Annotated in this window: 25 protein-coding genes; 10 read left to right on the forward strand and 15 right to left on the reverse strand. The window is 41.2% G+C overall.

Annotated elements, in window-relative coordinates; translation table 11 throughout:
• Window positions 1–28: 28 nt before the first annotated feature.
• On the forward strand, window positions 29–388 hold the full coding sequence (locus PH210_RS19465) for a hypothetical protein (protein ID WP_289987847.1): 360 nt from the start codon (window positions 29–31) through the stop codon (window positions 386–388).
• A gap of 8 nt (window positions 389–396) precedes the next feature.
• Here PH210_RS19465 and PH210_RS19470 read toward each other — a convergent pair whose 3' ends face one another.
• Window positions 397–1,098 (reverse strand): CAP domain-containing protein, encoded by a 702-nt coding sequence (locus PH210_RS19470; protein WP_289987848.1) that lies wholly within the window; start codon window positions 1,096–1,098, stop codon window positions 397–399.
• Between the two features lie 508 nt (window positions 1,099–1,606).
• Here PH210_RS19470 and PH210_RS19475 point away from each other — a divergent pair.
• Complete coding sequence (locus tag PH210_RS19475) at window positions 1,607–1,873, forward strand: sensor histidine kinase (RefSeq protein ID WP_289987849.1); 267 nt, start codon at window positions 1,607–1,609, stop codon at window positions 1,871–1,873.
• A gap of 18 nt (window positions 1,874–1,891) precedes the next feature.
• Here the strand turns inward: PH210_RS19475 and PH210_RS19480 are convergent, their stop codons facing one another.
• Window positions 1,892–2,902, reverse strand: a complete 1,011-nt coding sequence (locus PH210_RS19480; protein ID WP_289987850.1) for a DUF3231 family protein — start codon at window positions 2,900–2,902, stop codon at window positions 1,892–1,894.
• A gap of 115 nt (window positions 2,903–3,017) precedes the next feature.
• The gene (locus PH210_RS19485) at window positions 3,018–4,265 is read right to left on the reverse strand and encodes a cation:dicarboxylate symporter family transporter (RefSeq protein WP_289987851.1); all 1,248 of its coding nucleotides are present in this window, start codon (window positions 4,263–4,265) and stop codon (window positions 3,018–3,020) included.
• Window positions 4,266–4,612: 347 nt separating this feature from the next.
• Here PH210_RS19485 and PH210_RS19490 point away from each other — a divergent pair, with 347 nt between their 5' ends.
• Window positions 4,613–5,473, forward strand: a complete 861-nt coding sequence (locus PH210_RS19490; RefSeq protein WP_289987852.1) for an AraC family transcriptional regulator — start codon at window positions 4,613–4,615, stop codon at window positions 5,471–5,473.
• 143 nt (window positions 5,474–5,616) lie between these two features.
• A complete protein-coding gene (locus tag PH210_RS19495; protein WP_289987853.1) occupies window positions 5,617–6,903 on the forward strand; it encodes an NCS2 family permease in 1,287 nt (428 codons plus the stop codon).
• A gap of 37 nt (window positions 6,904–6,940) precedes the next feature.
• On the opposite strand, the gene bioB is transcribed toward PH210_RS19495, so the two are convergent.
• Complete coding sequence (bioB, locus tag PH210_RS19500; protein ID WP_289987854.1) at window positions 6,941–7,960, reverse strand: biotin synthase BioB; 1,020 nt, start codon at window positions 7,958–7,960, stop codon at window positions 6,941–6,943.
• A 194-nt stretch (window positions 7,961–8,154) separates the two neighbouring features.
• Between bioB and PH210_RS19505 the strand changes: the two genes are divergently transcribed.
• The 5 genes from PH210_RS19505 to PH210_RS19525 all read left to right on the forward strand — a co-directional run bounded on the left by PH210_RS19505 (window position 8,155) and on the right by PH210_RS19525 (window position 12,053).
• Window positions 8,155–8,718 carry a biotin transporter BioY gene (locus PH210_RS19505; RefSeq protein ID WP_289987855.1) on the forward strand — a complete coding sequence of 188 codons (564 nt, stop codon included), beginning with the start codon at window positions 8,155–8,157 and terminating at the stop codon, window positions 8,716–8,718.
• Between the two features lie 116 nt (window positions 8,719–8,834).
• Window positions 8,835–9,059 carry a hypothetical protein gene (locus PH210_RS19510; protein WP_289987856.1) on the forward strand — a complete coding sequence of 75 codons (225 nt, stop codon included), beginning with the start codon at window positions 8,835–8,837 and terminating at the stop codon, window positions 9,057–9,059.
• 227 nt (window positions 9,060–9,286) lie between these two features.
• Window positions 9,287–9,463 (forward strand): hypothetical protein, encoded by a 177-nt coding sequence (locus tag PH210_RS19515; protein WP_289987857.1) that lies wholly within the window; start codon window positions 9,287–9,289, stop codon window positions 9,461–9,463.
• Between the two features lie 33 nt (window positions 9,464–9,496).
• The gene (locus PH210_RS19520) at window positions 9,497–10,969 is read left to right on the forward strand and encodes an AMP-binding protein (protein ID WP_289987858.1); all 1,473 of its coding nucleotides are present in this window, start codon (window positions 9,497–9,499) and stop codon (window positions 10,967–10,969) included.
• Entirely contained in the window at window positions 10,965–12,053 is a 1,089-nt protein-coding gene (locus tag PH210_RS19525; protein WP_289987893.1) for an acetyl-CoA C-acyltransferase, read from the forward strand. The genes PH210_RS19520 and PH210_RS19525 overlap by 5 nt, the downstream gene beginning before the upstream one ends.
• A gap of 144 nt (window positions 12,054–12,197) precedes the next feature.
• Here the strand turns inward: PH210_RS19525 and PH210_RS19530 are convergent, their stop codons facing one another.
• Window positions 12,198–13,040: an alpha/beta hydrolase gene (locus tag PH210_RS19530; protein ID WP_289987859.1), complete on the reverse strand. Its 843-nt coding sequence runs from the start codon at window positions 13,038–13,040 to the stop codon at window positions 12,198–12,200.
• A 104-nt stretch (window positions 13,041–13,144) separates the two neighbouring features.
• Between PH210_RS19530 and PH210_RS19535 the strand changes: the two genes are divergently transcribed.
• Entirely contained in the window at window positions 13,145–13,228 is an 84-nt protein-coding gene (locus PH210_RS19535; protein WP_289987894.1) for a YjcZ family sporulation protein, read from the forward strand.
• Between the two features lie 59 nt (window positions 13,229–13,287).
• Here the strand turns inward: PH210_RS19535 and PH210_RS19540 are convergent, their stop codons facing one another.
• The 10 genes from PH210_RS19540 to PH210_RS19585 form a co-directional block, all read right to left on the reverse strand.
• Complete coding sequence (locus PH210_RS19540) at window positions 13,288–13,878, reverse strand: VanZ family protein (protein ID WP_289987860.1); 591 nt, start codon at window positions 13,876–13,878, stop codon at window positions 13,288–13,290.
• 12 nt (window positions 13,879–13,890) lie between these two features.
• Window positions 13,891–14,760, reverse strand: coding sequence for an NAD-dependent epimerase/dehydratase family protein (locus tag PH210_RS19545; protein ID WP_289987861.1), 870 nt, complete (start codon window positions 14,758–14,760; stop codon window positions 13,891–13,893).
• A gap of 116 nt (window positions 14,761–14,876) precedes the next feature.
• Window positions 14,877–15,317, reverse strand: a complete 441-nt coding sequence (locus PH210_RS19550; protein WP_289987862.1) for a hypothetical protein — start codon at window positions 15,315–15,317, stop codon at window positions 14,877–14,879.
• Window positions 15,318–15,538: 221 nt separating this feature from the next.
• Window positions 15,539–16,849, reverse strand: a complete 1,311-nt coding sequence (locus PH210_RS19555) for an MFS transporter (protein ID WP_289987863.1) — start codon at window positions 16,847–16,849, stop codon at window positions 15,539–15,541.
• 13 nt (window positions 16,850–16,862) lie between these two features.
• The gene (locus PH210_RS19560) at window positions 16,863–17,654 is read right to left on the reverse strand and encodes a 2-keto-4-pentenoate hydratase (protein WP_289987864.1); all 792 of its coding nucleotides are present in this window, start codon (window positions 17,652–17,654) and stop codon (window positions 16,863–16,865) included.
• Window positions 17,655–17,800: 146 nt separating this feature from the next.
• On the reverse strand, window positions 17,801–18,688 hold the full coding sequence (locus PH210_RS19565; RefSeq protein ID WP_289987865.1) for an alpha/beta fold hydrolase: 888 nt from the start codon (window positions 18,686–18,688) through the stop codon (window positions 17,801–17,803).
• Window positions 18,689–18,705: 17 nt separating this feature from the next.
• A complete protein-coding gene (locus PH210_RS19570) occupies window positions 18,706–19,686 on the reverse strand; it encodes a DODA-type extradiol aromatic ring-opening family dioxygenase (protein WP_289987866.1) in 981 nt (326 codons plus the stop codon).
• A 23-nt stretch (window positions 19,687–19,709) separates the two neighbouring features.
• Window positions 19,710–20,522, reverse strand: coding sequence for an FAD synthetase family protein (locus PH210_RS19575; protein WP_289987867.1), 813 nt, complete (start codon window positions 20,520–20,522; stop codon window positions 19,710–19,712).
• Window positions 20,523–20,542: 20 nt separating this feature from the next.
• A complete protein-coding gene (locus PH210_RS19580) occupies window positions 20,543–21,022 on the reverse strand; it encodes a flavin reductase family protein (RefSeq protein WP_289987868.1) in 480 nt (159 codons plus the stop codon).
• Window positions 21,023–21,047: 25 nt separating this feature from the next.
• Window positions 21,048–22,232, reverse strand: a complete 1,185-nt coding sequence (locus tag PH210_RS19585; protein WP_289987869.1) for an acyl-CoA dehydrogenase family protein — start codon at window positions 22,230–22,232, stop codon at window positions 21,048–21,050.
• Window positions 22,233–22,426 lie beyond the last annotated feature (194 nt).

Genomic DNA, 22,426 nt, shown 5'->3' on the forward strand with positions numbered 1-22,426 from the left:
ACGGAAAAGATAAAAGGTGGGTTTCATCATGAAATGCAAAATACATCGGTGTAATTGTCGAAAGGTATGGTCGATTCAAAATAGAAAGACAAGAACCATTGCTAATACCGTACTCTTAAATGGGGAATGGTTTGCTGAATTAAAGCCTGAGAGAAAGTGTAACCCAAAAGGATTTGTGATATCCAATAAAATCCAAGATATCATTTTCAACCCTGATTATGAATTAGTGAATCAATTTCACAAGGTTGCAAAATTAATTTACGACAAAGAAAATGTGGATTTTAATATTTTAAAAGGGAAATATTTATACTTTGCGGAAGACGGCTCCTGTTATTTATTAAAAAAAATGGGCTGCCAGCATAGCCGGCAACCCCAAACAGCCAATTAGGCTGTTTTTTATTTTCCAATAAACTCCTGTGTCCAATAATTCCCTTGTGACACATAACCTACACCAATATAGTTGTAGTTTGGACTTAAAATATTTTTTCGGTGTCCTTCACTATTCATCCAGGCATTCACAACTTCTTCCGGAGTACGCTGCCCCATAGCAATGTTTTCACCTGCATAACGGTAGGTAATACCGTACTTTTTCATCATATCAAATGGTGAACCATATGTCGGGCTCGTGTGGCTAAAGTAGCCATTAGCAGACATATCGCGTGATTTCTCATGGGCCATTTTGCTAAGCGTTACATCCACTTTAAGCGCAGGCAAGCCATTTTTTGCTCGTTCTTGGTTAGTAAGATCGACTACTTTTTGTTCATAGGCACTTAAGGTGCTGGTGGTTTGAGTTGTAGTTGTTGGTGTTGTCTGCTGCTGAACTGGTTTAGGTGCCGGAGTCTGTACAGACTGCTGAGTTTGCACAGTTTGATTGCTTGGTGCCTGAACCTGCTGTTTTTGAGTTAATGTGATTCCAAAGCTGGCAAGATATTTTTCTATTATGCTATTAATCTCGTTCATATTGTAGCCTTGATAAACATGTACCGCCTCTTGTGTTGTTGCGGTATTTGATGCTGCATGTGCCTTATTTAGTACTGGATTTGCTAAGGCTAATGTCGCCGCTGCAGCCACTGTAAGAATCGCTTTTTTCTTAAACATGATAAAATCCTCCTGTTATGAAAAATTGCCGTTCATTAGCAAACTCATCATAACATGCGATTTTCGTAATATTTTAGGGAGGATTTTACAAGTGGTCCTCACAAACTATTTTTAAGCTTTTTTTAATATTAACTCTATTAATTATTTGAAAAGTTTCCAGAATTTATAATAAAAATGAAGGTTGACAGACTTTAATATGACGGGAGTTTATGACAAACATTTCAGAAAAGTGTCTATGCTTACAGCTAGGTGACCGGAGCCTCCTCTTTTCCGTCTTTTCGGTCACCTAGAACCCGGCTATGTGACCGGAGCCTCCTTTTTTCCGCCTTTTCGGTCACCTAGAACCCGGCTACGTGACCGGAGCCTCCTTTTTTCCGCCTTTTCGGTCACCTAGAACCCGGCTACGTGACCGGAGCCTCCTTTTTTCTGCCTTTTCGGTCACCTAGAACCCGGCTACGTGACCGAAACCTTTGCTCCATCTCCATTTCGAGCAAGTAGAGTAACTTTAATGCAACGGCTGGCTTCTCTTCCTAAAGTATTCGATAATGGCTCAGGCATGGACGAACAAACTCTATCAACTCTCCAAAGACGTCTTCTGGAGGACGAACATACACTTGGAGGCAAAAATATTGGCATTAAAAATGTCCATGACCGGATTCGTCTTCACTTTGGTGCTGAATACGGGCTGCAAATCGAAAGTAAACCTGGAGAGGGAACTGCTGTGACGATTTGTCTGCCGATTGTTCAATTTACTGAAGAGGTCGTTATGAACTAACGACTTCTTCAGTGGATATTAATCCGAACGGTTAATTAACTTATCCCGATCGTGAACTTGAGGCGGCTTTTCCAGCCACCTTTCTTTGATCATCATTTTGGCTCCATCTTCTGCATAACTCGCTAATTCAACGATTAATTTAGCATATTCTAACCCAATGTCTTTTCTAACACTTGCACCAATAGCGGTCCCAAAATCAGCAATGGCTATCGCACTTAAAAGATTGGCTTGAAACAGCATTAATTTATCGGAAAATGGCGGTTCAATCGATCCGGTGATTAAGGAATCCCATGTAGAAGGATAGGAAGTATTGCTGTCTTGTAAAATGTCGAAAAAGGTTTTGATCTGTTTTTTCCCAATCTTAGATCCACGTTGCAGGAAGGTCCTTAATTCTTGTGACTTTGCCACTTGGCTAAATCCCAATAACACGGTTTGGCCTACATGGCAAACTTCGATATTGGTCCCTAAATGGGCAATTTCAATCGCTAACAAGGGGCGCTGCTTGCCCATAAATTTTCCTAAAAAATCATTGTCCTCCACAAACAAAACCTCATCAGGATAATCCAAATATGGTGACCTTACATAGAATCCATATTCAAGAGATAAATCAACCGCTAAATCATACATCGTTTCTGTTTGGCTGTACCACAGCTTGTATAATTCGCGAATGTCCTTTCTTGCAGCGATTGCTTTTGCTAATGAATACGTACTTAAGCCTGTTCTGCCCATATGTTCTAAATATCTTAAGTAAAATTCATCTGAAAACAATCTTGGAGCATTTTTATGTATATCGTGATCGCCAAAGCCTTGTGGAATAGCAATTTCCTCTTTATGAAATAACTCAGTGATTGTTTCAAGGTGGTTTTCTGCTATTTTCAAACCAAAATCGATAATTTTTTCCGTTTTTTTATTTTCGACAGTATTTTTAAAGTGGAGGAGCATGCATTTGCCCATCGTGTCAGCCATATAAGTATTCCATAAGGTTGCAAGCTCAGAGGCTGTAAGACGCGGGTGGCGATTGGTACTCATTCATTCATCTCCCCTTTTTTGAATAATTTTCCCTAAGTAAGGCGTGTTTATAAGTGGAAAAAAATAGCGTAAAAAAAACACTTCCGCTTGCTGCGAAAGTGTCTTTTTCATGTTATTATGCTACATTCTCTATTTTATCATCATGAAGTTTATGGCCTTCCCATTTGGTAATGACAATGGCAGCAAGGGAGTTTCCAACAATATTGACACACGTACGTGCCATATCCAAAATCCGGTCAATTCCCGCAATAAACGCCAGTCCTTCAACTGGGATTCCAACACTTCCCAGAGTTGCAAGGAGGACGACAAATGATACGCCAGGAACTCCGGCAATTCCTTTTGAAGTTAACATTAGTACAAGTACTAATGTAATTTGGTGACCAATGCTCATATGAATACCATACATTTGCGCAATGAACAATGCCGCAATCGCTTGATATAACGTTGACCCATCAAGATTAAAAGAATATCCCGTAGGAATGACAAATGAGGTAATTGCTTTTGGACAACCGATTCTCTCCATTTTTTCCATGATTCTTGGGAGAACGGTTTCTGAACTTGCTGTAGAGTACCCCAGAATAAGTTCGTCTTTTAAGTATCGAATTAGTTTAAAAATACTGTAACCAGCAATTTTTGCTGCTAAACCAAGAACAACTAAAATAAAGAAAATCATAGCACCATAAACGACGAGTACTAATTTACCTAATGGAATCAATGAAGTAATTCCAAACTTTGAAACGGTAACACCAATTAAGGCAAAAACACCAAGTGGAGCCAGTTTCATGATTTGATTCGTGACATAGAACATCGCATCAGCTGTTCCTCTAAAGAACTTAAGGATAGGCTCCCCTTTTTCTCCAATAGCCGCTACACCGATTCCAAACATGACGGAAAAGAAAATGATCGCAAGCATATCTCCATTCGCTAATGATTGGATAATATTGGTCGGTACAATATTGATAAAGGTATCAGCCATCGTATGTGACTCTGTTTGTTCCGCAGTTTGAACATACGCATTAATATCAGTTTTCGTTAAGTGGGAGCGGTCAACCCCAGACCCAGGCTGGAACACATTAGCCGCAAGAAGGCCCACAAAAATAGCAATTGTCGTAATGATTTCGAAATAAAGAAGGGTCTTACCTCCAAGCTTCCCCAGGGATTTCATATCACCCGCGCCGGCAACCCCAACGATTAGACTGGAAACCACAATCGGTACAACAATCATTTTAATTAATCGGATAAATATCGTTCCGATAGGCTGAAGCCAAGTTACTACCCCTTCGTTTCCATAAAAAATTGCTCCGACAATAATACCAAGTGCCAGACCAATGAATATTTGCCACGCTAAGCTAATTCTCTTCAATACAATTCCTCCTCTTCAACAGCTAAATTGTTAGTTATTTTTTACTATATAAAAATTAATATGTAGAGATATATTCCAAAGCTCAACATTCAAAATAACTATATATACCAAGGATAGCGCATACATAATAACTGTTTGGTTTTTTAAAAACATTTTTTTAGAATAGCATGAAATTCATTGTTGAGGAAGAGGCATTTTTACCATTACTTTCTTTAAGGGCCGATTCATTGGACATTCAAGCATAAACAGTCAACAATGGAATAAACAGGGAAACGGTTCAAACAAAGCAAAAAATGACAGGAAGTCCATTTGGATGGCTGTTAATATACACTCAAGGAGGGAGCGATATGGGCTGGGTCGAATCATTGCAAAGGGCAATTAATTATATTGAAGAAAATTTATTAGAACCTATTTCAATGGAAAGCATTGCTAAACAGGCAAATGTCTCAGAATTTCACTTTCAACGTACTTTTGCCATCTTAACCGATATTACAGTAGGGGACTATATACGAAGTCGAAGGTTAACACTTGCTGCACAGGAGCTTTCCCATTCTAGCAGCAAGATCATTGATATCGCCCTTAAATATGGCTACGACACTCCTGAGGCTTTTGCTAAAGCCTTTCGCCGGCAGCACGGCATCACACCAAGTCAGGCAAGAAATTATAGCGGAAAGCTGAAATCTTATAACCGCCTGGCCATCCAGGTGAATCTGAAAGGAGTCGAACCAATGAACTACAAAATTATTGAACGAGATGGATTTCAAGTTGTTGGAGTCAAGCGGGAGTTTGCCTGCCAAAATGGAGAGAATTTAAAAGGAATCCCGAAAATGTGGGAAGATGTCCATCGAGATGGAACAAATGATTTATTATTTAATTTAAATCTTGGGGAAATTAAAGGGGTTCTTGGGGTTTGCGTCGATAAGCGCGGCGAACAGCCCGAATTAATGGATTATTGGGTTGCTACTGAATATACGGGTGCCACTCCTGCAGAATTGATGCAGCTTGAAATACCTGCTTCCAAATGGGGTGTATTTGAAGTGCATGGAGCCATGCCAGAAGCAATGCAGAAAGCGTGGAAACAAATTTTTTCTGAATGGTTTCCATCCAGTCATTATAAGCATGCAGGAACACCTGACTTAGAAGTTTATCCTGCCGGTGACCCATGGAGCCCTGGTTATTACTCGGAAATTTGGATACCTTTAAAATAAATTTGCGAAACGAAAATATTGCCATTTCTATATACGTTGTCACTCCCATTTTCTGTGTTATAATATTTTTCGGCATAAGTTGAATATAAATTATCTACTTAATGCGGGTGGGAGAGGGCAACACGAGAGTGTGTGATTAAAATATGAGAGGAGTTTTCAAACTTAAGCAGAACAAAACAAATTTGAAAAAGGAGGTTATAGCAGGGTTAACATCGTTTTTTTCCATTGTCTACATTATAGCCGTGAATGGAAATATCCTTCAGGATGCCGGAATACCGCTTGAAGCTGGGATTATCGCAACCGTACTTTCTTCGCTGATTGGCTGTTTACTTGTCGCCTTTATGGCCAATGCACCATTAATCATCGTCCCTGGAATGGGCATTAATGCTTTATTTACCTATACGATAGTGGGTTCGATGGGGCTGAATTATATGGAAGCATTAGGAGCCGTTGTCGTATCTGGAATCCTCTTTGTGCTTGTAGCCTTTACAAAATTATCAGCGATTTTGTCTAAAGCGATACCTTCATCCTTAAAAGAATCGATTTCAGTGGGAATTGGCTTATTCATTGCCTTTATAGGCTTGCAAAAAAGCGGAATTATTGTGGAGAACCCCACTAACTTCGTAGCTATGGGGAATTTATCGGCCCCGATGGTTCTGGCATCGATTATTAATCTGATTATCACGTTATTTTTATTTTTGAAAAAAGTACCGGGGAATTTCTTAATCAGTATTATTTTGGGGACGATCATTTCCTACTTTTTTGGTATCGTTCATTTTTCAAAAATGGATACCAGCTTTATTTCCTTTGCAGACTATAAAAATGTTTTATTAAGTGCAGACTTTGGAAACATGGCCACCATTCCGTTTTGGACGGCTGCCTTTTCACTGGTTTTAGTTCTCGTTTTTGAAAATATCGGTCTGCTTCATTCGCAGGTGAACGGAATGCTGGAAGCACCGGAAAAGAATGAAAAATCACTTAAAGCCATTTCAATTTCTACAATTGCTTGTGGATTATTAGGCACAAGTCCATCTGTTTCGACGGTGGAAACAGCGGCGGGAATCACGGCTGGCGGAAGAACGGGGTTAACCTCTGTTGTAACAGGTTTACTCATTTTATCATCACTTTTCTTCATGCCTTTTATCAAACTCGTACCAAGTTCGGCAATTGCACCAATCCTCATCATCATTGGAGGATTGATGCTGACCAATATCGTAAATATCGATTTTACAGACTTTACTGAAGCATTTCCGGCATTTCTAGTTATTATCATGATTCCGTTAACCTACAGTATCGTCGATGGAATTGCGTTTGGATTTATCGCTTACCCACTGGTAAAGCTTTTTACAAACAAACAAAAGCAGCTTTCTCTCTCGATTTATATTATCTCGATGCTGTTTTTGACCAATTTCCTGCTGCATACAGTTTAATTAAACAAAAAAAGGGGCCATATTTGGCTCCTTTTTGCTATTTTTGTGCTGGTATTACAAAGTGCTGGCTTTCGGTTTCAAACGGATTTTCTTCAATTTCAAATCCAAGGTCTTCAATCAACTGGTAATCTTCTTTTGCCGCTTGGCCATCGGTTGTCAGATAATCACCGACGAAGATGGAGTTCGCAATAAACAGTCCCAAGTTCTGTAAGGAGCGTAAATTGTATTCCCGTCCCCCAGAAATCCGAATTTCTTTAGTTGGATTCACAAATCGGAAAAGGGCCAGGATTTTCAGGCACCGCATTGGCGTTAAATCATCCAAATCCTCTAGCTTTGTTCCTTTGATCGGATGCAGGAAATTAACCGGGATGGAATCTGCATCAAGCTCTTTGAGTGCAAACGCCATTTCAACAATATCATCATCCGTTTCACCCATGCCGCAAATCACACCAGAGCATGGTGAAATCCCTGCTTTTTTCAAGTTTTCAATCGTATGGATTCGATCATCATAATCGTGGGTGGTCGTAATATTGGCATGATGATTGGCACTAGTATTGATGTTGTGATTAAATCGGTCGACACCAGCCGCTTTCAGCTTTACCGCCTGATCTTCAGTCACCAGCCCCAAACAGGCGCATACTTTAATTTGCTCTACCTCTTGTTTGATTTGTTCGACAGCTGTTATCACTGTATCGACTTCATTGTTGGTGGGTCTTCTCCCGCTCATGACAATACAATATGTACCGATTTTGTTCTTTTTCGCTTCTTTTGCCCCTTCGACTATCGTTTGCTTGCTGATTAACGTGTAGCGGTCAATTTCTGTTTTTGCTTTAATCGATTGGGAACAGTAGCCGCAGTCCTCCGGGCAAAGCCCGCTTTTTGCATTAATAATCAAATTTAGCTTTACTTTTTTCCCATAAAAATGTCTGCGAATTTCATAGGCAGCATGGACAAGTGCCAAGACTTCGTCATCATTGACCGCCAAAATCTCTTTAGCTTCTTCTTTCGTTAATGAATATCCACCGATTACTCTCCGTGCCAGCTTTAGCCACTCCACTTGATCACCTCGTTTTATTTGTTAACCATTTTAAGTTTTTAGTTTACATATAAAATTATAAAACATTAAATCTGCTAATCAAGTATTTTGGTAAAAATTTCTGATATTTGTTAACCAAATAAAAAAGTAGTTGACATAAATTTGTCACTCCTTTTAAAATCATTAATATACAAACAAAAAAGTGGGGATGGATTATGAAAATTTTAGATATTACATACGTCGCACTTCTCGCGGCATTTATGGGAGTATTGGGGTTTATTCCGCCAATTATGCTTTCGTTCACACCGGTTCCGATTACCATCCAAACCTTAGGCGTTCTTCTAGCCGGCGGCGTTTTAGGGCCAAGGCTCGGCGCTCTTAGCATGACGGTATTTTTATTGGTTGTTGCGGCTGGAGCACCACTATTGTCAGGAGGCCGCGGAGGAATTGCTGTTTTCGTTGGACCAAGTGCCGGTTACCTATTCGCTTATCCTTTAGCCGCTTTTTGCGTGGGCTATCTAATCACTCGATTTAGCAAATTTAAATTACGAAATATTTTACTTGTCAATTTAACGGTAGGTATTTTCCTGCTATACCTCATCGGTATCCCTGTTCAGGCTTTTGTGATGGATATTCCAATTGAAAAAGCCATCTTAACAAGCATGGCCTATATTCCTGGAGATATTTTAAAAGCAATTCTTGCTTCTTATTTAGTTTATAGACTGATAAAATCTCCTGCTATAAAACGTAACTTGCACAAAAATGTAGAGACACTTTAATGTGTCTTCTTTTTTTGGAGTGATTATCCGATGATTGAGGGGCGCTACCCGCCAATTGTTTTGCTTTTCGCTGATTGGAGCATGCTATCCGCTGATTGGAGCATGCTATCCGCTGATTGGCTCTGCTTATCCGCCAATTGATTTGCTTTTCGCTGATTGGAGCATGCTATCCGCCAGTTGGCTCTGCTTATCCGCTGATTGGAGCACGCTATCCGCCAATTGTTTTGCTTTTCGCTGATTGGATTACGCTATCCGATAATTGGAGCTTGCTATCCGCTGATTGGCTCTGCTTATCCGCTGATTGGAGCACGCTATCCGCCAATTGTTTTGCTTTTCGCTGATTGGATTACGTTATCCGCTAATTGGCTCTGCTTATCCGCTGATTGGAGCACGCTATCCGCCAATTGTTTTGCTTTTCGCTGATTGGATTACGTTATCCGCTGATTGGCTCTGCTTATCCGCTGATTGGAGCACGCTATCCGCCAATTGTTTTGCTTTTCGCTGATTGGATTACGTTATCCGCTAATTGGCTCTGCTAATCCGCTGATTGGAGCACGCTATCCGCCAATTGTTTTGCTTTTCGCTGATTGGATTACATTATCCGCTAATTGGCTCTGCTTATCCGCCAATTGGAGCACGTTATCCGATAATTGATTTGCTTTTCGCTGATTGGATTACGCTATCCGCCAATTGGCTCCACTTATCCGCTGATTGGCTCGCGTTATCCGATAATAACTTTACCTAAACTTGTGTTAGTATGTAAAAAGAGGTGATAAATATGGCTTCCATTACGAAAACATACATAAACCATGCTCAATCCTACCCTGAAAAAATCGCTATTTACACTAACAATAAACAAATAAACTATCACTCCTGGCACAAGATGGTCTGCCAAACGGCAAACTGGCTGGATTCTCTTAATCTTGAACATCGAACAATAGGAATCTTACTTCCGAACGGAATCCCTTTTCTGCAGCTTTTTACTGGGGCAGCCACTGCCGGCTGGACTTCCGTTCTCTTTGATTTGAAATGGACCGAAACCGAGCTGCAACAACGGCTAACATTAGCCCGGCCATCCATCCTTATCACAACAGGTGAGCTTTTTTCAAAAGTCCAGCATCTCCCTGTAAACATCCTCATATGGGAGGATGTTCTTTCAGCAGTCAATAATGCTTCCTCAAACAGAGCGATAGAGATAGACGGAAAGACCCCGTTTTACATGGGATTTACTTCAGGGACAACCGGTAATCCGAAAGCTTTTATTCGGGCTCATGACTCATGGGTGGCAAGCTTCGATTGCAGCCGATATGATTTTCAGCTCAATGAAAACGATCATGTAATCGTGCCTGGGGCATTGATCCATTCCCATTTCCTCTATGGCGCCATTAGCACCTTATTTATAGGAGGAACATTATATCTACTCGAAAAATTTTCTTCGAGTATGGCCTTAGCATTAATGGAATCGCAGCCAATTACAGCTGTCTATGTCGTACCCACCATGGTCGCTGCCTTTTTAAAAGATAAATCCCGCATTGAAAAACACATTACATTCCTCTCCTCTGGTGCAAAATGGGAGGAGAATTCCAAGCAGCGAATCCGGCAGATGTTCCCTTCTCTCTCCATGTACGAATTTTATGGAGCGAGTGAATTAAGCTTTGTCACCGTATTAAATGATAATGATAAAAAACCTGGCTCCGTCGGCAAGCCCTGCCATAATGTCCAAATCCAAATTCGCCGCTCGAACATGGAGGCCGCTAAACCAAACGAACCCGGGAAAATTTTTGTAAAAAGTAACATGCTTTTCATTGGGTATCTCCAAACAGAGGAGACTTTCGGTCATCAACGCATTCGTCCGATCCACGACGAAAATGGCTGGATTACGGTTGATGATATGGGGTATCTAGATGAAGACGGCTACCTTTACATCTCAGGCCGTGAAAAAAATATGATTTTATACGGAGCGATTAATATTTTTCCGGAAGAAATTGAAAAGGTAATTGGTTTGCATCCTTCTGTCGAAGAAGTAGCTGTCATCGGCATCCAAGACTCATATTGGGGGCAAATCGCCGCCGCAGTCGTAAAAGGTAACGCAGCGATTATGGACTTAAAAAATTTATGCAGGCAGCATTTATCATCCTATAAAATCCCGAGGAAATGGTTTTTCATCGAAGAAATGCCGCATACAACCAGTGGGAAAATTGCCCGCCCGGAAGTGAAAAAATTAATCGAAAGCGAGGTGACTAGTCATTAAACGAGCAGTCATTGTCCGAGCAAAACGAACACCTGTTGGAAAAAAGAACGGGATGCTGCATCGCCTCGCACCACAAGAATTGGCGGCTCCCATCCTCAGCCATTTAGCTGACGGACTTGGTGAAAACGTTAATGACGTGATATTAGGCAATGTAACGGGGCCTGGAGGAAATATCGGCAGGTTATCCGCGCTCGAAGCAGGTCTTCCTCTTTCAATCCCAGGCTTGATGCTCGACCGGCAATGCAGTGCGGGTCTTGAGGCCATCCGGCTAGCCTGTTATTTCATTCAAGGCGGTGCAGGTTCGTCCTATATCGCTGGCGGTGTCGAAAGCTCCAGTACCTCCCATTTTGAAAAACGGGCCCGCTTTTCTCCTGACAGCATTGGAGATCCTGATATGGTGGAGGCGGCGGAATTGGTCGCCAAAAAATATGGAATTTCGAAAGCACTCCAGGATGAATATGCCTTTCTAAGCTATGAACGCAGCTGGGAAGCGTTTGAGAAAGGAATTTTTGCGGAGGAAATCATCCCCGTTGAACAATGGAACAATGATGAGGAGTTTTTTAAAAAGAGGAACATGGAAGCTTTGCTCAGGAGAGCGAAACCGATTTTTGAGAATGGTACCGTTACAGCGGCCAACAGCTGTGGAATCAATGACGGGGCTGCTGCAGTGGTTGTGATGGAGGAGGAAAACGCTCGTGCTCACGGTTTCATGCCCGTTCTTCGCTTTGTTGACAGTCAGGTTGCCGGGGTCCATCCCTTTTATCCGGGGGCGGCACCCATTCCAGCAATCCAAACATTATTAAAAAGAAATGGGCTCACGGTCGAAGAAATTGATTTGTTTGAGATCAATGAAGCATTTGCTTCAAAAATGGTTGCCTGTTCACAAGAACTCTCCATTCCCTATGAAAAATTGAACCTGGGCGGCGGCGCGTTAACGGTCGGCCATCCCTACGGCGCTTCTGGTGCTATTTTGGTCACTAGGCTTTTCTATGAAGTCCAAAGAAGACATGGAGTAAAATATGTTCTCGCTGCGATCGGAAGCGGCGGCGGAATAGGTGTTGCTGTGTTATTTGAAACGGTTTGAGAAAATGGTTTATAGAAGACATTACAAATGATGATTGTAGGTTCATTGCCCGTAAAGAAGTAAAAAGTACTCTCACGGGCAATGAACTGCCCTTTCATTTACCCTAATGACTAAAAACTCACTCCCTCGGGCAATGAAAATCGTTTAAAGTACAACATGTTCCTCGGCAATTCGCCTTTCCAGCCAACCAATAAGGTCTTCCAAGAACTGTTCCCGTCCAACGTCATCAAACGGCCGGTGCCGCATTGCTGGGTATTCAAACTTCTGCTTGTTTTGGTAAGCGACAGATTCAAAGAATTGTTTCAGCTTATCGGGGGGAGTGATTTCATCCTTCAGGCCAAACTGCAGCAAAAAAGGCAACTTTAATGTGCTTGCTTCTTTTATTAGGCGCTCTACTGTCAGCATTAACCCTCGTCCTAGTCCAGGTGTTACCGTATCATGTCGTAATGCGTCAGAATTAAGTTTGTCGATCATATCCGGGTCTCGAGTTAACCTATTAATATCCCCAGGTTTTACAATACTAAAATCCGGTTTAAGCTTACCCATTAGAGATATCAGCAGCCTTTCCGATCTAGTCGCTTCGTAGGAAATCGCCGGGGCGATAGCAATAACCCCTGCAAGGTCGGTACCATGATCTAATACATAATCAAGTGTTACAACCCCGCCCAAGCTATGGCCAACAATAAACAATGGCAGATGTGGAAACTCGGAAACTACCATCCTGCGAAACTTATCTAAATCAACTTTGTATTCCTCCCAGGTCCTAATAAAGCCCCTCTTACCCGAACTTTTTCCATGGCCTCTCTGATCATAGGCATAAACAATATAATCATTTTCCACCAATCTAGTACTTAAGTTTTCTAGGCTCCCACTATGGTCACCATGCCCATGTACTAAAATCATGGCTGCTTTTGGGATCGACTTCGGCTTCAAAACCCGAAAATAAAGTTCTACTCCATTATGGCCATTAAAAATCCCCTCTATCATCGATTGAATCTCTCCTTTTTTCAAAAAAATCCATGCATGTCCATTACAAACCACGTATTACTGCATATGATGTACTACCTCGTGAAAAAGGAGGTGGAAACCATATGTCTGGACATCACTCAAGTTTTGCTTTAATCGTTGTGCTTTTCATCCTCTTAATTATTGTCGGTGCATCATTCGTGTACTAATCTAAAAAAAGGATTCGTACACAACAGCAACAGGAAGCGTGAATACCACCACGCTTCTTTTATTTAACAACCACAACTTTTTGAATATTTGGATGCAGCAGATAGCCAATCCCCACCCCGAGCACATTTAAAATAAAATCGTCAATATCCATACTTCCGCGTTTTGTAAAGTACTGCGCCGCTTCAATCAGCAAAATAGAAAGAATAGGAAAGAAAATTAATTTCACCTTCGAAGGACGTTTGTTTAGTAAGTACGCTACAACACCATATGGAACGAATAACAAAATATTCGCGGTAATATTGTAGAAGGCAACTAGGAAATTTGCATCTCCTGAAAAAAATCCTAGGATTGTTTTAAAAGGCATCAAGTTAATTTGGTTATATGCCTGATTCGAGGGCCGGAAAAATAACAATATGAATAAGCCCAAGCTATACAAAAACATTAAAGACTTGGTAAGTAGACTGGGAACGGCTATTGTCCCTTTCCCTATTAAATAAACTAAGAAAAATACAACCAATGTCAGGCAGGCCCATACAACCACTAAAACAACAGGGTGAAGATAGGCCAAGAGTTTTAACCAAACCGGCAATAAAACCAAAAAGAGAATCTGAGATATTCCTAGCGATAACCATAGCAACCTGTTTTTCATTTTTGGATAACCCTATTCATAGTATTGGATTAATCGGTTTAATAATTGATTTAATGATATAAAGTTATACCCTAGTGAACGGGCAAAACTAGTATCGACAGACCATGAACCAGGCAAATTGTATGGTGATGGATCTCCATCCTTTTGTAAAATTGCCTTTGTTGAAGTCAGGTCTTCAATTAACGTCACCAATTCTCTTAAACTTATATCCTCACTGGACCCAGGGTTTATGCCTCCATGAAAATCAGACCTTGCCATATTGAATAAAAACGTTGCCGCTTCTTTTGATTCTATAAAACTATAGCGCAAATCTGGATTCTGGATGAAGATCGCTTTCCCGTCTTTAACATGGTCCACATGGAATTTTAAACGATTGGTATAATCATCTTTTCCGATAATAATCGGAAAGCGGACGGCTGCGATGGGAACTTCTGCATTTTGAAAAAGTACGGCTTCGGCTGCCCGTTTTGCTTCCTGGTAACCTACATAACCGATATACTCGCCTCTAGTTTTTAACAACGGATTAAACACTAGAGGATTAAAGTTTTCTTCCTTATGCTTGGTCCCAAAATCATAGACTGCCTGGCTGGATGTAAATATGTATTTTCGAATTTTGCCAGATAATGCTTGCAGCGTATCGGAAGCCTCTTGAGAAGAATAACATGTTTGATCAAAGACAACATCCCATTTTTTGCCGTGAAAAGCTTTATGTAAAGAACCGGCATCCTCGCGGCTAATTTTCAACCTCGATACTTGATCACCAAAGGAATCGGGTGTCTTTCCCCTTGTCGCAATGGTCACCTCAATTCCTTCCTCTAATAATAATTGGACTAATCTTTTCCCTACAAACTGTGTTCCCCCAAGAATTAACGCAGATTTCACAAAAAATCTCCCCCTGATTCTTTTTTTCAGCGATAGCCCCTTTAAAGCGTTTTCATCCCTTAATTATAGCAGTATTCGGGATAGGAATCGAAAATCAAAAACAACAAAAAGAGACATTACACTGATGAATGTCCCAAACTCTCATTATCTTTTCTTTCATTTAATATATCCTTAATGATTTCCATATGAAAGGCGGCCCATGCTTTTTCACGAAAATGAAGAATGACGCTGGCAGCCACAGCAAAAATATAAAGGAAACTGAAGACAAGCCATAGCAAACTGCCATCATGAAAAAGATATTCCGATAATTGCTTTGAAAATAATAGCATTAACCATGGAACCGAGGAAACAAGGATAGGAATAAAACCGGAACCGTTCTTTTCTTTTGTCATGCGGTAAAAAATTAGTTTTAATACACTGCTATCAAGCGCCCTGTATTGCCTTTGAATTTCTTCTATTTCAATAAGTTCCTTCATGTCTTTGACAGAATGCCCATGATCCATTGCTTTTTTCAAGCGAAGAAAAACTTTATGCGCATCCCCTCGTAATGAAAACATATTTTCTCCCTGCCTCAAAAGATAGAATCTCTAGCACTCAATTATATTACCCCTATACGATTTCAAATAAACGAATGGCTTTGTTAAACTTGATTGTTGATTTGCGCTCCAGGCGCTTCGCTTTCCGCTCCAATCAACAGTGTTAAAAATCAACATTGGCTTTTAACACAGCCAAACAAAAAGAACCCTGATTTTTCATCAAGGTTCTCAAAAGGAAATGCTTAACTTGATAATTTTTCTGTCATCAATCCTTGTGACCCACTTTCGGATTTCTTTGGCCTTACCGCAAGCCAAACCAGCCCGCCGAACACAAGAAGAATCAAACCACAAACCTGGAAGGAATGGTGGAATCCTGCCGCTGGATTGGATGAATGTTGAACAAGATGACCTGTTACATATGGTCCAACAATCCCGCCTAAGGAAGTCAATGCCATAAACCAACCTTGAATTTTACCTTGATGCTTTTTGGAAACTAACTCCACCAAAATGGCTGGTCCAAGCACTAAGGTTATACATCCAAAGGTTAATCCCAAAGATAATAACGCAATCGCCATGATGTTGGAGCTGACCAAGGTTCCTAGTGTGTAGCAGGCTGCTCCTGCCAACAAGACAGGCCCTAAAACAAAAATCCTTCCTTTGACAACACTTTTCGTTTTATGAAAAAGACGATCAGAAAGTGTAGAAAATGCAATCTGCGAAATGGTAATCATGATCCACGGTAAAGAAACAACAATCTTTAATGTTTCCGGACTTAATTTTCGAACATTCTGAAGGTAATTCGGCAGCCAGTTAAGTCCAATCGTAAACGACCAATAAGTAGCAAATCCACATAAAGCAATTAGAATGAAATTTTTCGAGAACAACACGGAAGTAAATTTTGACTCAAGAACAGCTTCTGTCACTACAGCATCACCTTTAGAGTCAGATTGTCCCACAGTTGAAACCGCTTTCTCTTTTGCCAGCCATAACCACATAACAATCCAGATTGCACCGACAATTCCTGTTGCAACAAAGGCAGAGCGCCATCCATAGTTTAAGATTAAGTGCATTAAGATCGGAGCCGATATCGCTACGCCAAGAGGACCTCCGATAGATACCAATGTTAAACCAATTCCCAATTTTTCCTTTGGCAGCCACTTAGATGCAGCCGTCATCGCTAATGAATAGGAAGGTCCTTCCCCTGCCCCTAAAATGATTCTCGTAATCAATAAATAAGTAAAGCTTGAAACAAATACAGTGGAAAACTGAACAACGGCCCAAATAGCTGCCATCCCGGCGATTACTTTCCGGGTTCCAATCTTATCGGCAAGTGCTCCAACGAGAACAGCGGAAAGAGAATAAAGTAAAAAGAATACACTGCCGACAACCCCCCATTGCTCGGGATTCAGTCCTAATTCCTTCATAATTGGAACAGAGGCAAAGCCGATAATTGCCTTGTCGGCATTACTGATGACTGTTAATAAGAATAAAAGTAAAATAATGACCCACGCTTTTTTGGTGATTTTCGAACTAATGGTTTTCTTTTGATCCATATAAGGACCCCCTTTATTTAAATGTAACTTCCACTTTTCCTAAACCGGTAAAATTGGCCGTGAACCGATCTCCATTTTCAGCCTCAATAGCTGCTGATAATGCTCCGGATAAAATAACTTCGCCAGCCTTTAAAGTGACATTATATTCCGACAATTTATTTGCCAGCCAGACGACGCAAGCGGCCGGGTGCCCTAAAACGTCAGAGCCATAGCCTGTATTCATCAACTCTCCATTTCGAAAAAGTTTCATTTCGATTTGGGTTAAATCCAAATCTGCCACCGAAAACTTTTCATCCCCTAAAACGTAGAGACCGCAGGAAGCATTGTCCGCAATCGTATCCTGCAATTTAATTCTCCAGTCTATAATGCGGCTGTCGACTATTTCTAAGGCAGGTACAATATAGTCTGTTGCTTCTAACACATCCTCCAGCGTGACGGATGGACCTTGCAAATCTTTCCGAAGGACGAAAGCAATTTCCGCTTCCACCTTTGGCTGAAAGAGCTGATCCAGTGCAATAATGCCATTATTCGCCACTTCCATCCGGTCCAATAAATGTCCATAATCCGGCTGATCTACGCCTAAAAGCTTCTGCATCGCAAATGAAGTTAGGCCAATTTTTTTGCCGACGATCTGCTGTCCAGCCTGGACTTTCTGATCTATTGATTTGATTTGGACATGATATGCCTCCTCAACAGTCATATCCGGAACCAAATCCGTAAGCGGCGTGACCATTTTCTTTTCCGCTTCTGCCTCAAGCAAATGCTTAAATGCCTGGTCTACTCGAGATGCTACATGGTTAGTCATTGAAAAAACCTCTCTCTATAAAAATGTACAAAAAGAGCACTATTCAAAGATTCAGTGATTATACAAGCCAATTGAATCAATTAAATAGTGCTTTTTCATGAACGGCGAGATTTGCAGTTTGGTTGTCAGAACAAAGTTGGTCAGCCTTATTTATTCGTTACAAGATTTGCTTCTTCCTTATTGTTCGCCTGATTTTTTAAAAGGAAGTCTATTAAAGTGCGGTTAAATTCTTCTGGCTTTTCCCATTGAGGCCAATGCCCGGCATCTTTGATGACAACTAATTCGCTATTTGGAATCATGTCTTGAATTGGTTTAGCTTCCTCAACGGTTGACGTCGGATCATGGTCTGTCCATGCCAATAACGTAGGTACATTGATTTTGCCGCACCATGATGGGTCCCAGCTGTATTGCTTTCGTACTTCGATATCCTGCAAGCAGACGATATGGTGTACCGCTTCTTGGTAAGACGGCTGGGTGTATATTTTATAGCGGGTTTCGATCAATTCTTCAGTAACTTGGCTCTTGTCATACATTAACCACTCAAGCCGCGTTTTTACATTTTCATAGTTTGCTTCAAGAACGGCTTTCAATGTCGAATCTTTTAATCTTTGCATTACTTCAGGCTTGTTGTTCACATTTCCAGGGGTATTCAGGACCATCGCTTTCACATATTCCGGATGCTCAGCCGCAAACCAAGCGGCAACCCAGCCTCCTAATGATTCACCAGAAAGATAGACTTGCTTTAAATTCAGGGCCTGAATCACCGATAATAAATGATCACTATAATAGTCAATTCCATACTGACGATCTGGTTTGTCGGTGAAGCCATGTCCAACCATATCAATGTTGATAACGCGGAAATGTTCACTAAGACCCTTTATATTTCTTGCATAAGCCTCGATATGTCCCCCCGTGCCATGAAGTAGAATCAGAGGCTCACCAGTGCCTGCTTCCATTACTCTTGTTTTAATTCCATTCGCATTTAAATAATAGAGTTTATATTCAACATCCGCTAAATCCGTCCAAATTGTCATTTTCAAATCGCTCCTTATTAAATACTCACTTCATATTCTGATGATTTACTAGACTTTTGATTTACTGGCTGTGTGAACTGAACAATCGCCATGCCTGTCACCCATTCCGGAATTGGCTCATAGCAGGCCACGTCCGTTTCAAACCCTTGCAGCACCCCAAGCAGGACAAGCCAATTGCGGATTTCCTGCCCGCCATTTCCTAGATGCTCTTCAATAAATTCAGCACTCCAGCTTCGTAATGCGGAATAATCTTTTTCTGTTACTAAGCGTAAAAATTCTCGGTCAATCTGCTCATTAACTGGACCTGATTTAATTCGGGTTACATTGGTTTCCCGTAATTTTAAATATTCATCCAGCTGGTCAATTTCCTGGCGGCCATTCTTTAAAACATTAATCAAAAATTGATCTTCTGGTTTTTCACTCTCAATCTTTGGAATCGGCACCCAATGAGATAATCCGCCTGAAGCAACAATCGCAACCTTTTTATCGGAATCCCATGATTCGATTGCACCGCGGATAACTTCTCCCACCTGGAAACAGCGGTCCATAGTCGGGAGCGGCGGTGCAGAGGTATTCACGGCAATAGGTACAACAGGGATTTCAAGATCAGGATTTAAAAAATAGACTCCTTGTGTATGACCATGGTCCACCTTCATTTTTAATGTAAAGGCAAAATCGACATTTTTCTCTAAACTCGTATGGAGAATATGTTTGGCTAGTTCTTGCTGTACAGGAATTTTGTATTTCGGCAGCTGCCAGTCGCCCCAGCCTTCGCATTCGCCAATGCCAATTGTAAAGGACGGCATATGGTCGTAGAAATAACTATTAAAATGGTCATCGGAAACCAATACAATCACATCAGCTCCAACGTTTTCCAGCCACTTCTTCATTTCTGCTGCAGTTTGAATGAAACGCTGACCTTTTTCACCGGCGCCCGCTTCATTGGTCATGATCATGGGGCTGTGCGACATGGCTACACCTGCAATAATTTCAGCCATTTTTTCCACTTCCTTTCATATATTTACGAAATTAATCGTTTTTCCTCTTCCCGAATAGGGCGGTGCCACACAATGGAAAGGCGGCCCTTCAAAAATAAGGGAATCTCTTTTTCACAATGTAGGGAAGGCCCATCCGTGACGATTATTTCGGTTGTGATAGAGCTTTGCTCATTTTTCAGTGTTACAAAATAGCGGCCTTGTGCAGGAAGAGTATAGTAGGTTTGGAGCCTTAATAATATCCCGTCCCAATCACATTTCACTTCATAAGGCTGGCCAAGAAAATCAGGCAGCTCCTCTACATTCCCCGTTAAGAGCCGTTCCCGAATGCAGGTGGAACTGATTTTCTCTCCACGGCACTCTACCTTTGCTACTTTTGTAACTTCAATGCGTCCGCCGGAATCCTCCTGGAGCCGGTCCATATGTCCGGCTCCACGGCAGCCATAGGAAAAATCAAAACCCGCAACCGCATGGACTACACCGAAATCAACCAAATATTGGGCAGCAAACTGCTCCGGCGATAGAGCAGCAAACGGTTTATCAAATTCCACAATATAAAAAGTATCGACGCCCAGTTCCCGAAGCCGCTCCTCTTTTTCCGCAAGCGGCATTAAGTATTGAATTTGTTTTTTACCGTTCGATATCACCGTTTTCGGATGTGGAAAGAAACTCATAACAGTTAATGGAACCTGTTTTTCTCTCGCTTTGTGCAACGCTGTTTTGATGACAGTACAATGGCCATGATGGAGACCGTCAAAACACCCAAGCGCCATGACATTTGGCGTCGCTTTTTTCTGCCAGTCAGCCAAATTTTCCCGGTTCAAGTAAATGGTTTTCATTACTGTCTCCTTTCAGGTCCTTAGATTGTGACTGTTTCTAGTTTTTCTAATGACCGGTACTTTCCGCTGTAAAAAATTAGCGGTTCTGCATCTGAAAGATGAATGTCGGTTACTTTGCCAATGAATAAGATATGATCTCCTTCGACATGTTCAGCTGAGACTTCACAAGCCACTTGAACAACAGATCCAGGTAAAACCGGCTTGCCATCCAGCCGTTCAAATACTACTTCACGATGTTCCTTCAATTGTCCGGCAAAAATCATAGAAAGTTCCTGTTGGTCGGCTGCTAAGATATTGATGGTGAAAATCTTGCTTTCTTTAATCTTGTTCAGGATCTTTGCTTTTTCACCGATTGAAATAACGACTAGTTTTGGTTCAAGCGACACAGACATGAAAGCATTCGCTGTCATCCCGTGGATATCACCCTCCAACTCTGTAGTAATAACAGTTACTCCTGTTGCAAATTTCCCCATTGCTTGACGAAATTGACGATCATCCATTCTATTTACCTCCTAAATTATCAAATTATCCTCTTACTCCTGAATCGAATCCAAATAATTCTTTTCCGTATGCAGCAACAGAATCTTCGTACAATGAAGTCTTATGCGTAGCAACTGCCATAATATCTCGTAAGAACAATTCCATTGGCCCGCCTTTATAAAGAGCGCCGCCGCCAAGTGTTAATAGAGCTCTGACAGCGATATCCACACAAATCTTGATGGTTTTTGTCCGAATGGCAAAGAATTCAGCCGGCTGCGTCACACAGCCATCATTTTCATAGTTTTCTAGCAGATTGATATATTTATCAATTAACGCTTCCGCTGCATGAAATTCTGTTGTCATTTCTGCTAAAACCCGCTGGCTGCGCGGAGATTCGCTTTCTTTTACACCATCCATTAAACGGACACGCTTTTCGGTAAGTACTTTAAATTCCTTAAGAATTCGCTCAGCACCGCCAAGTGCCATGGCAGCAAAGCCAAAATAAAAAGACGGGAAGAATGGTACATGATAAAATGGGTAATCCTTGTCATAATCTTCTACAGGAGGTCTTCTTGTCAGTTCCGCTTCATCCAAACGCAAAATACGCTCCATTGGAACATAAACATTATCAGCAATTATTTGATTACTTCCTGAACCTCTGAGTCCAAATGTATCCCAATTGTTCACGACTTCAACCTCTGAAACCTTCAGCATCGGCAAACAGTAAACAGGTTTTGGATTATCTGGGAATTGGATCATGACGCCAACGCCAACCCAGTCACTGAAATTGACGCCGCTTACAAAACTCCACTTGCCGCTGATCCGGTAACCGTCCCCATCTTTTTCTGCTTTTCCTAGGGCTGCAAAGATATCGCAGATTAAGCCGCCCTGATTAATAATTTCATCTGCCCCTTTTTCCGGAAGAAAAGATGGCAGCATATTGTGCAGTGGATAAAGGTATGTCAGCCAGGCAGCTGAAATATTATAATTCGCAACCTTTCGGACAATCTTCGCAAACGTTTTTAAATCGACCTGTGGTCCGCCATATTTTTTTGGAAGCATGATCCTCGAAATTTGTGTTTCCTTGAAAAGGTTTACGACATTTTCAGAAATGGTCGCATTTTTTTCCGCTTCTTGTGCTTCTTGTTCAGCCAATATTCCAACTTTTTCAGCACCTGCCATTAACTCTTCAACGGTTACATCTTTGTCTTGTACTGCATAGTTTCCCATAATTACACCTCTTTCGATTGCTGTTCATTTTTGTTGGGAATCAAATTATCCTGGCAACGCTTACATTAACTACATTTCCCACATGTTTATGTTGTTTAATTCCTATATCAGTAGTGTAGTAAATTTATAATTTTCAGACTAGAACAAAAACTGTTCATGATTTTTCTATTAATAGACACTTTTTGTTCAATTGG

The organism is Paenibacillus sp. BSR1-1, assembly GCF_030403775.1.
Lineage (GTDB): Bacteria > Bacillota > Bacilli > Bacillales > Cytobacillaceae > Neobacillus.

What these genes read in the sequence shown, in the direction of transcription:
- PH210_RS19465 (WP_289987847.1), top strand. Translation starts at nt 29, where the DNA reads ATGAAATGCAAAATACATCGGTGTAATTGTCGAAAGGTATGGTCGATT.
- PH210_RS19470 (WP_289987848.1), bottom strand. Translation starts at nt 1,098, where the DNA reads ATGTTTAAGAAAAAAGCGATTCTTACAGTGGCTGCAGCGGCGACATTA.
- PH210_RS19475 (WP_289987849.1), top strand. Translation starts at nt 1,607, where the DNA reads ATGCAACGGCTGGCTTCTCTTCCTAAAGTATTCGATAATGGCTCAGGC.
- PH210_RS19480 (WP_289987850.1), bottom strand. Translation starts at nt 2,902, where the DNA reads ATGAGTACCAATCGCCACCCGCGTCTTACAGCCTCTGAGCTTGCAACC.
- PH210_RS19490 (WP_289987852.1), top strand. Translation starts at nt 4,613, where the DNA reads ATGGGCTGGGTCGAATCATTGCAAAGGGCAATTAATTATATTGAAGAA.
- PH210_RS19495 (WP_289987853.1), top strand. Translation starts at nt 5,617, where the DNA reads ATGAGAGGAGTTTTCAAACTTAAGCAGAACAAAACAAATTTGAAAAAG.
- PH210_RS19505 (WP_289987855.1), top strand. Translation starts at nt 8,155, where the DNA reads ATGAAAATTTTAGATATTACATACGTCGCACTTCTCGCGGCATTTATG.
- PH210_RS19520 (WP_289987858.1), top strand. Translation starts at nt 9,497, where the DNA reads ATGGCTTCCATTACGAAAACATACATAAACCATGCTCAATCCTACCCT.
- PH210_RS19530 (WP_289987859.1), bottom strand. Translation starts at nt 13,040, where the DNA reads ATGATAGAGGGGATTTTTAATGGCCATAATGGAGTAGAACTTTATTTT.
- PH210_RS19535 (WP_289987894.1), top strand. Translation starts at nt 13,145, where the DNA reads ATGTCTGGACATCACTCAAGTTTTGCTTTAATCGTTGTGCTTTTCATC.
- PH210_RS19540 (WP_289987860.1), bottom strand. Translation starts at nt 13,878, where the DNA reads ATGAAAAACAGGTTGCTATGGTTATCGCTAGGAATATCTCAGATTCTC.
- PH210_RS19550 (WP_289987862.1), bottom strand. Translation starts at nt 15,317, where the DNA reads ATGTTTTCATTACGAGGGGATGCGCATAAAGTTTTTCTTCGCTTGAAA.
- PH210_RS19555 (WP_289987863.1), bottom strand. Translation starts at nt 16,849, where the DNA reads ATGGATCAAAAGAAAACCATTAGTTCGAAAATCACCAAAAAAGCGTGG.
- PH210_RS19560 (WP_289987864.1), bottom strand. Translation starts at nt 17,654, where the DNA reads ATGACTAACCATGTAGCATCTCGAGTAGACCAGGCATTTAAGCATTTG.
- PH210_RS19565 (WP_289987865.1), bottom strand. Translation starts at nt 18,688, where the DNA reads ATGACAATTTGGACGGATTTAGCGGATGTTGAATATAAACTCTATTAT.
- PH210_RS19570 (WP_289987866.1), bottom strand. Translation starts at nt 19,686, where the DNA reads ATGGCTGAAATTATTGCAGGTGTAGCCATGTCGCACAGCCCCATGATC.
- PH210_RS19575 (WP_289987867.1), bottom strand. Translation starts at nt 20,522, where the DNA reads ATGAAAACCATTTACTTGAACCGGGAAAATTTGGCTGACTGGCAGAAA.
- PH210_RS19580 (WP_289987868.1), bottom strand. Translation starts at nt 21,022, where the DNA reads ATGGATGATCGTCAATTTCGTCAAGCAATGGGGAAATTTGCAACAGGA.
- PH210_RS19585 (WP_289987869.1), bottom strand. Translation starts at nt 22,232, where the DNA reads ATGGGAAACTATGCAGTACAAGACAAAGATGTAACCGTTGAAGAGTTA.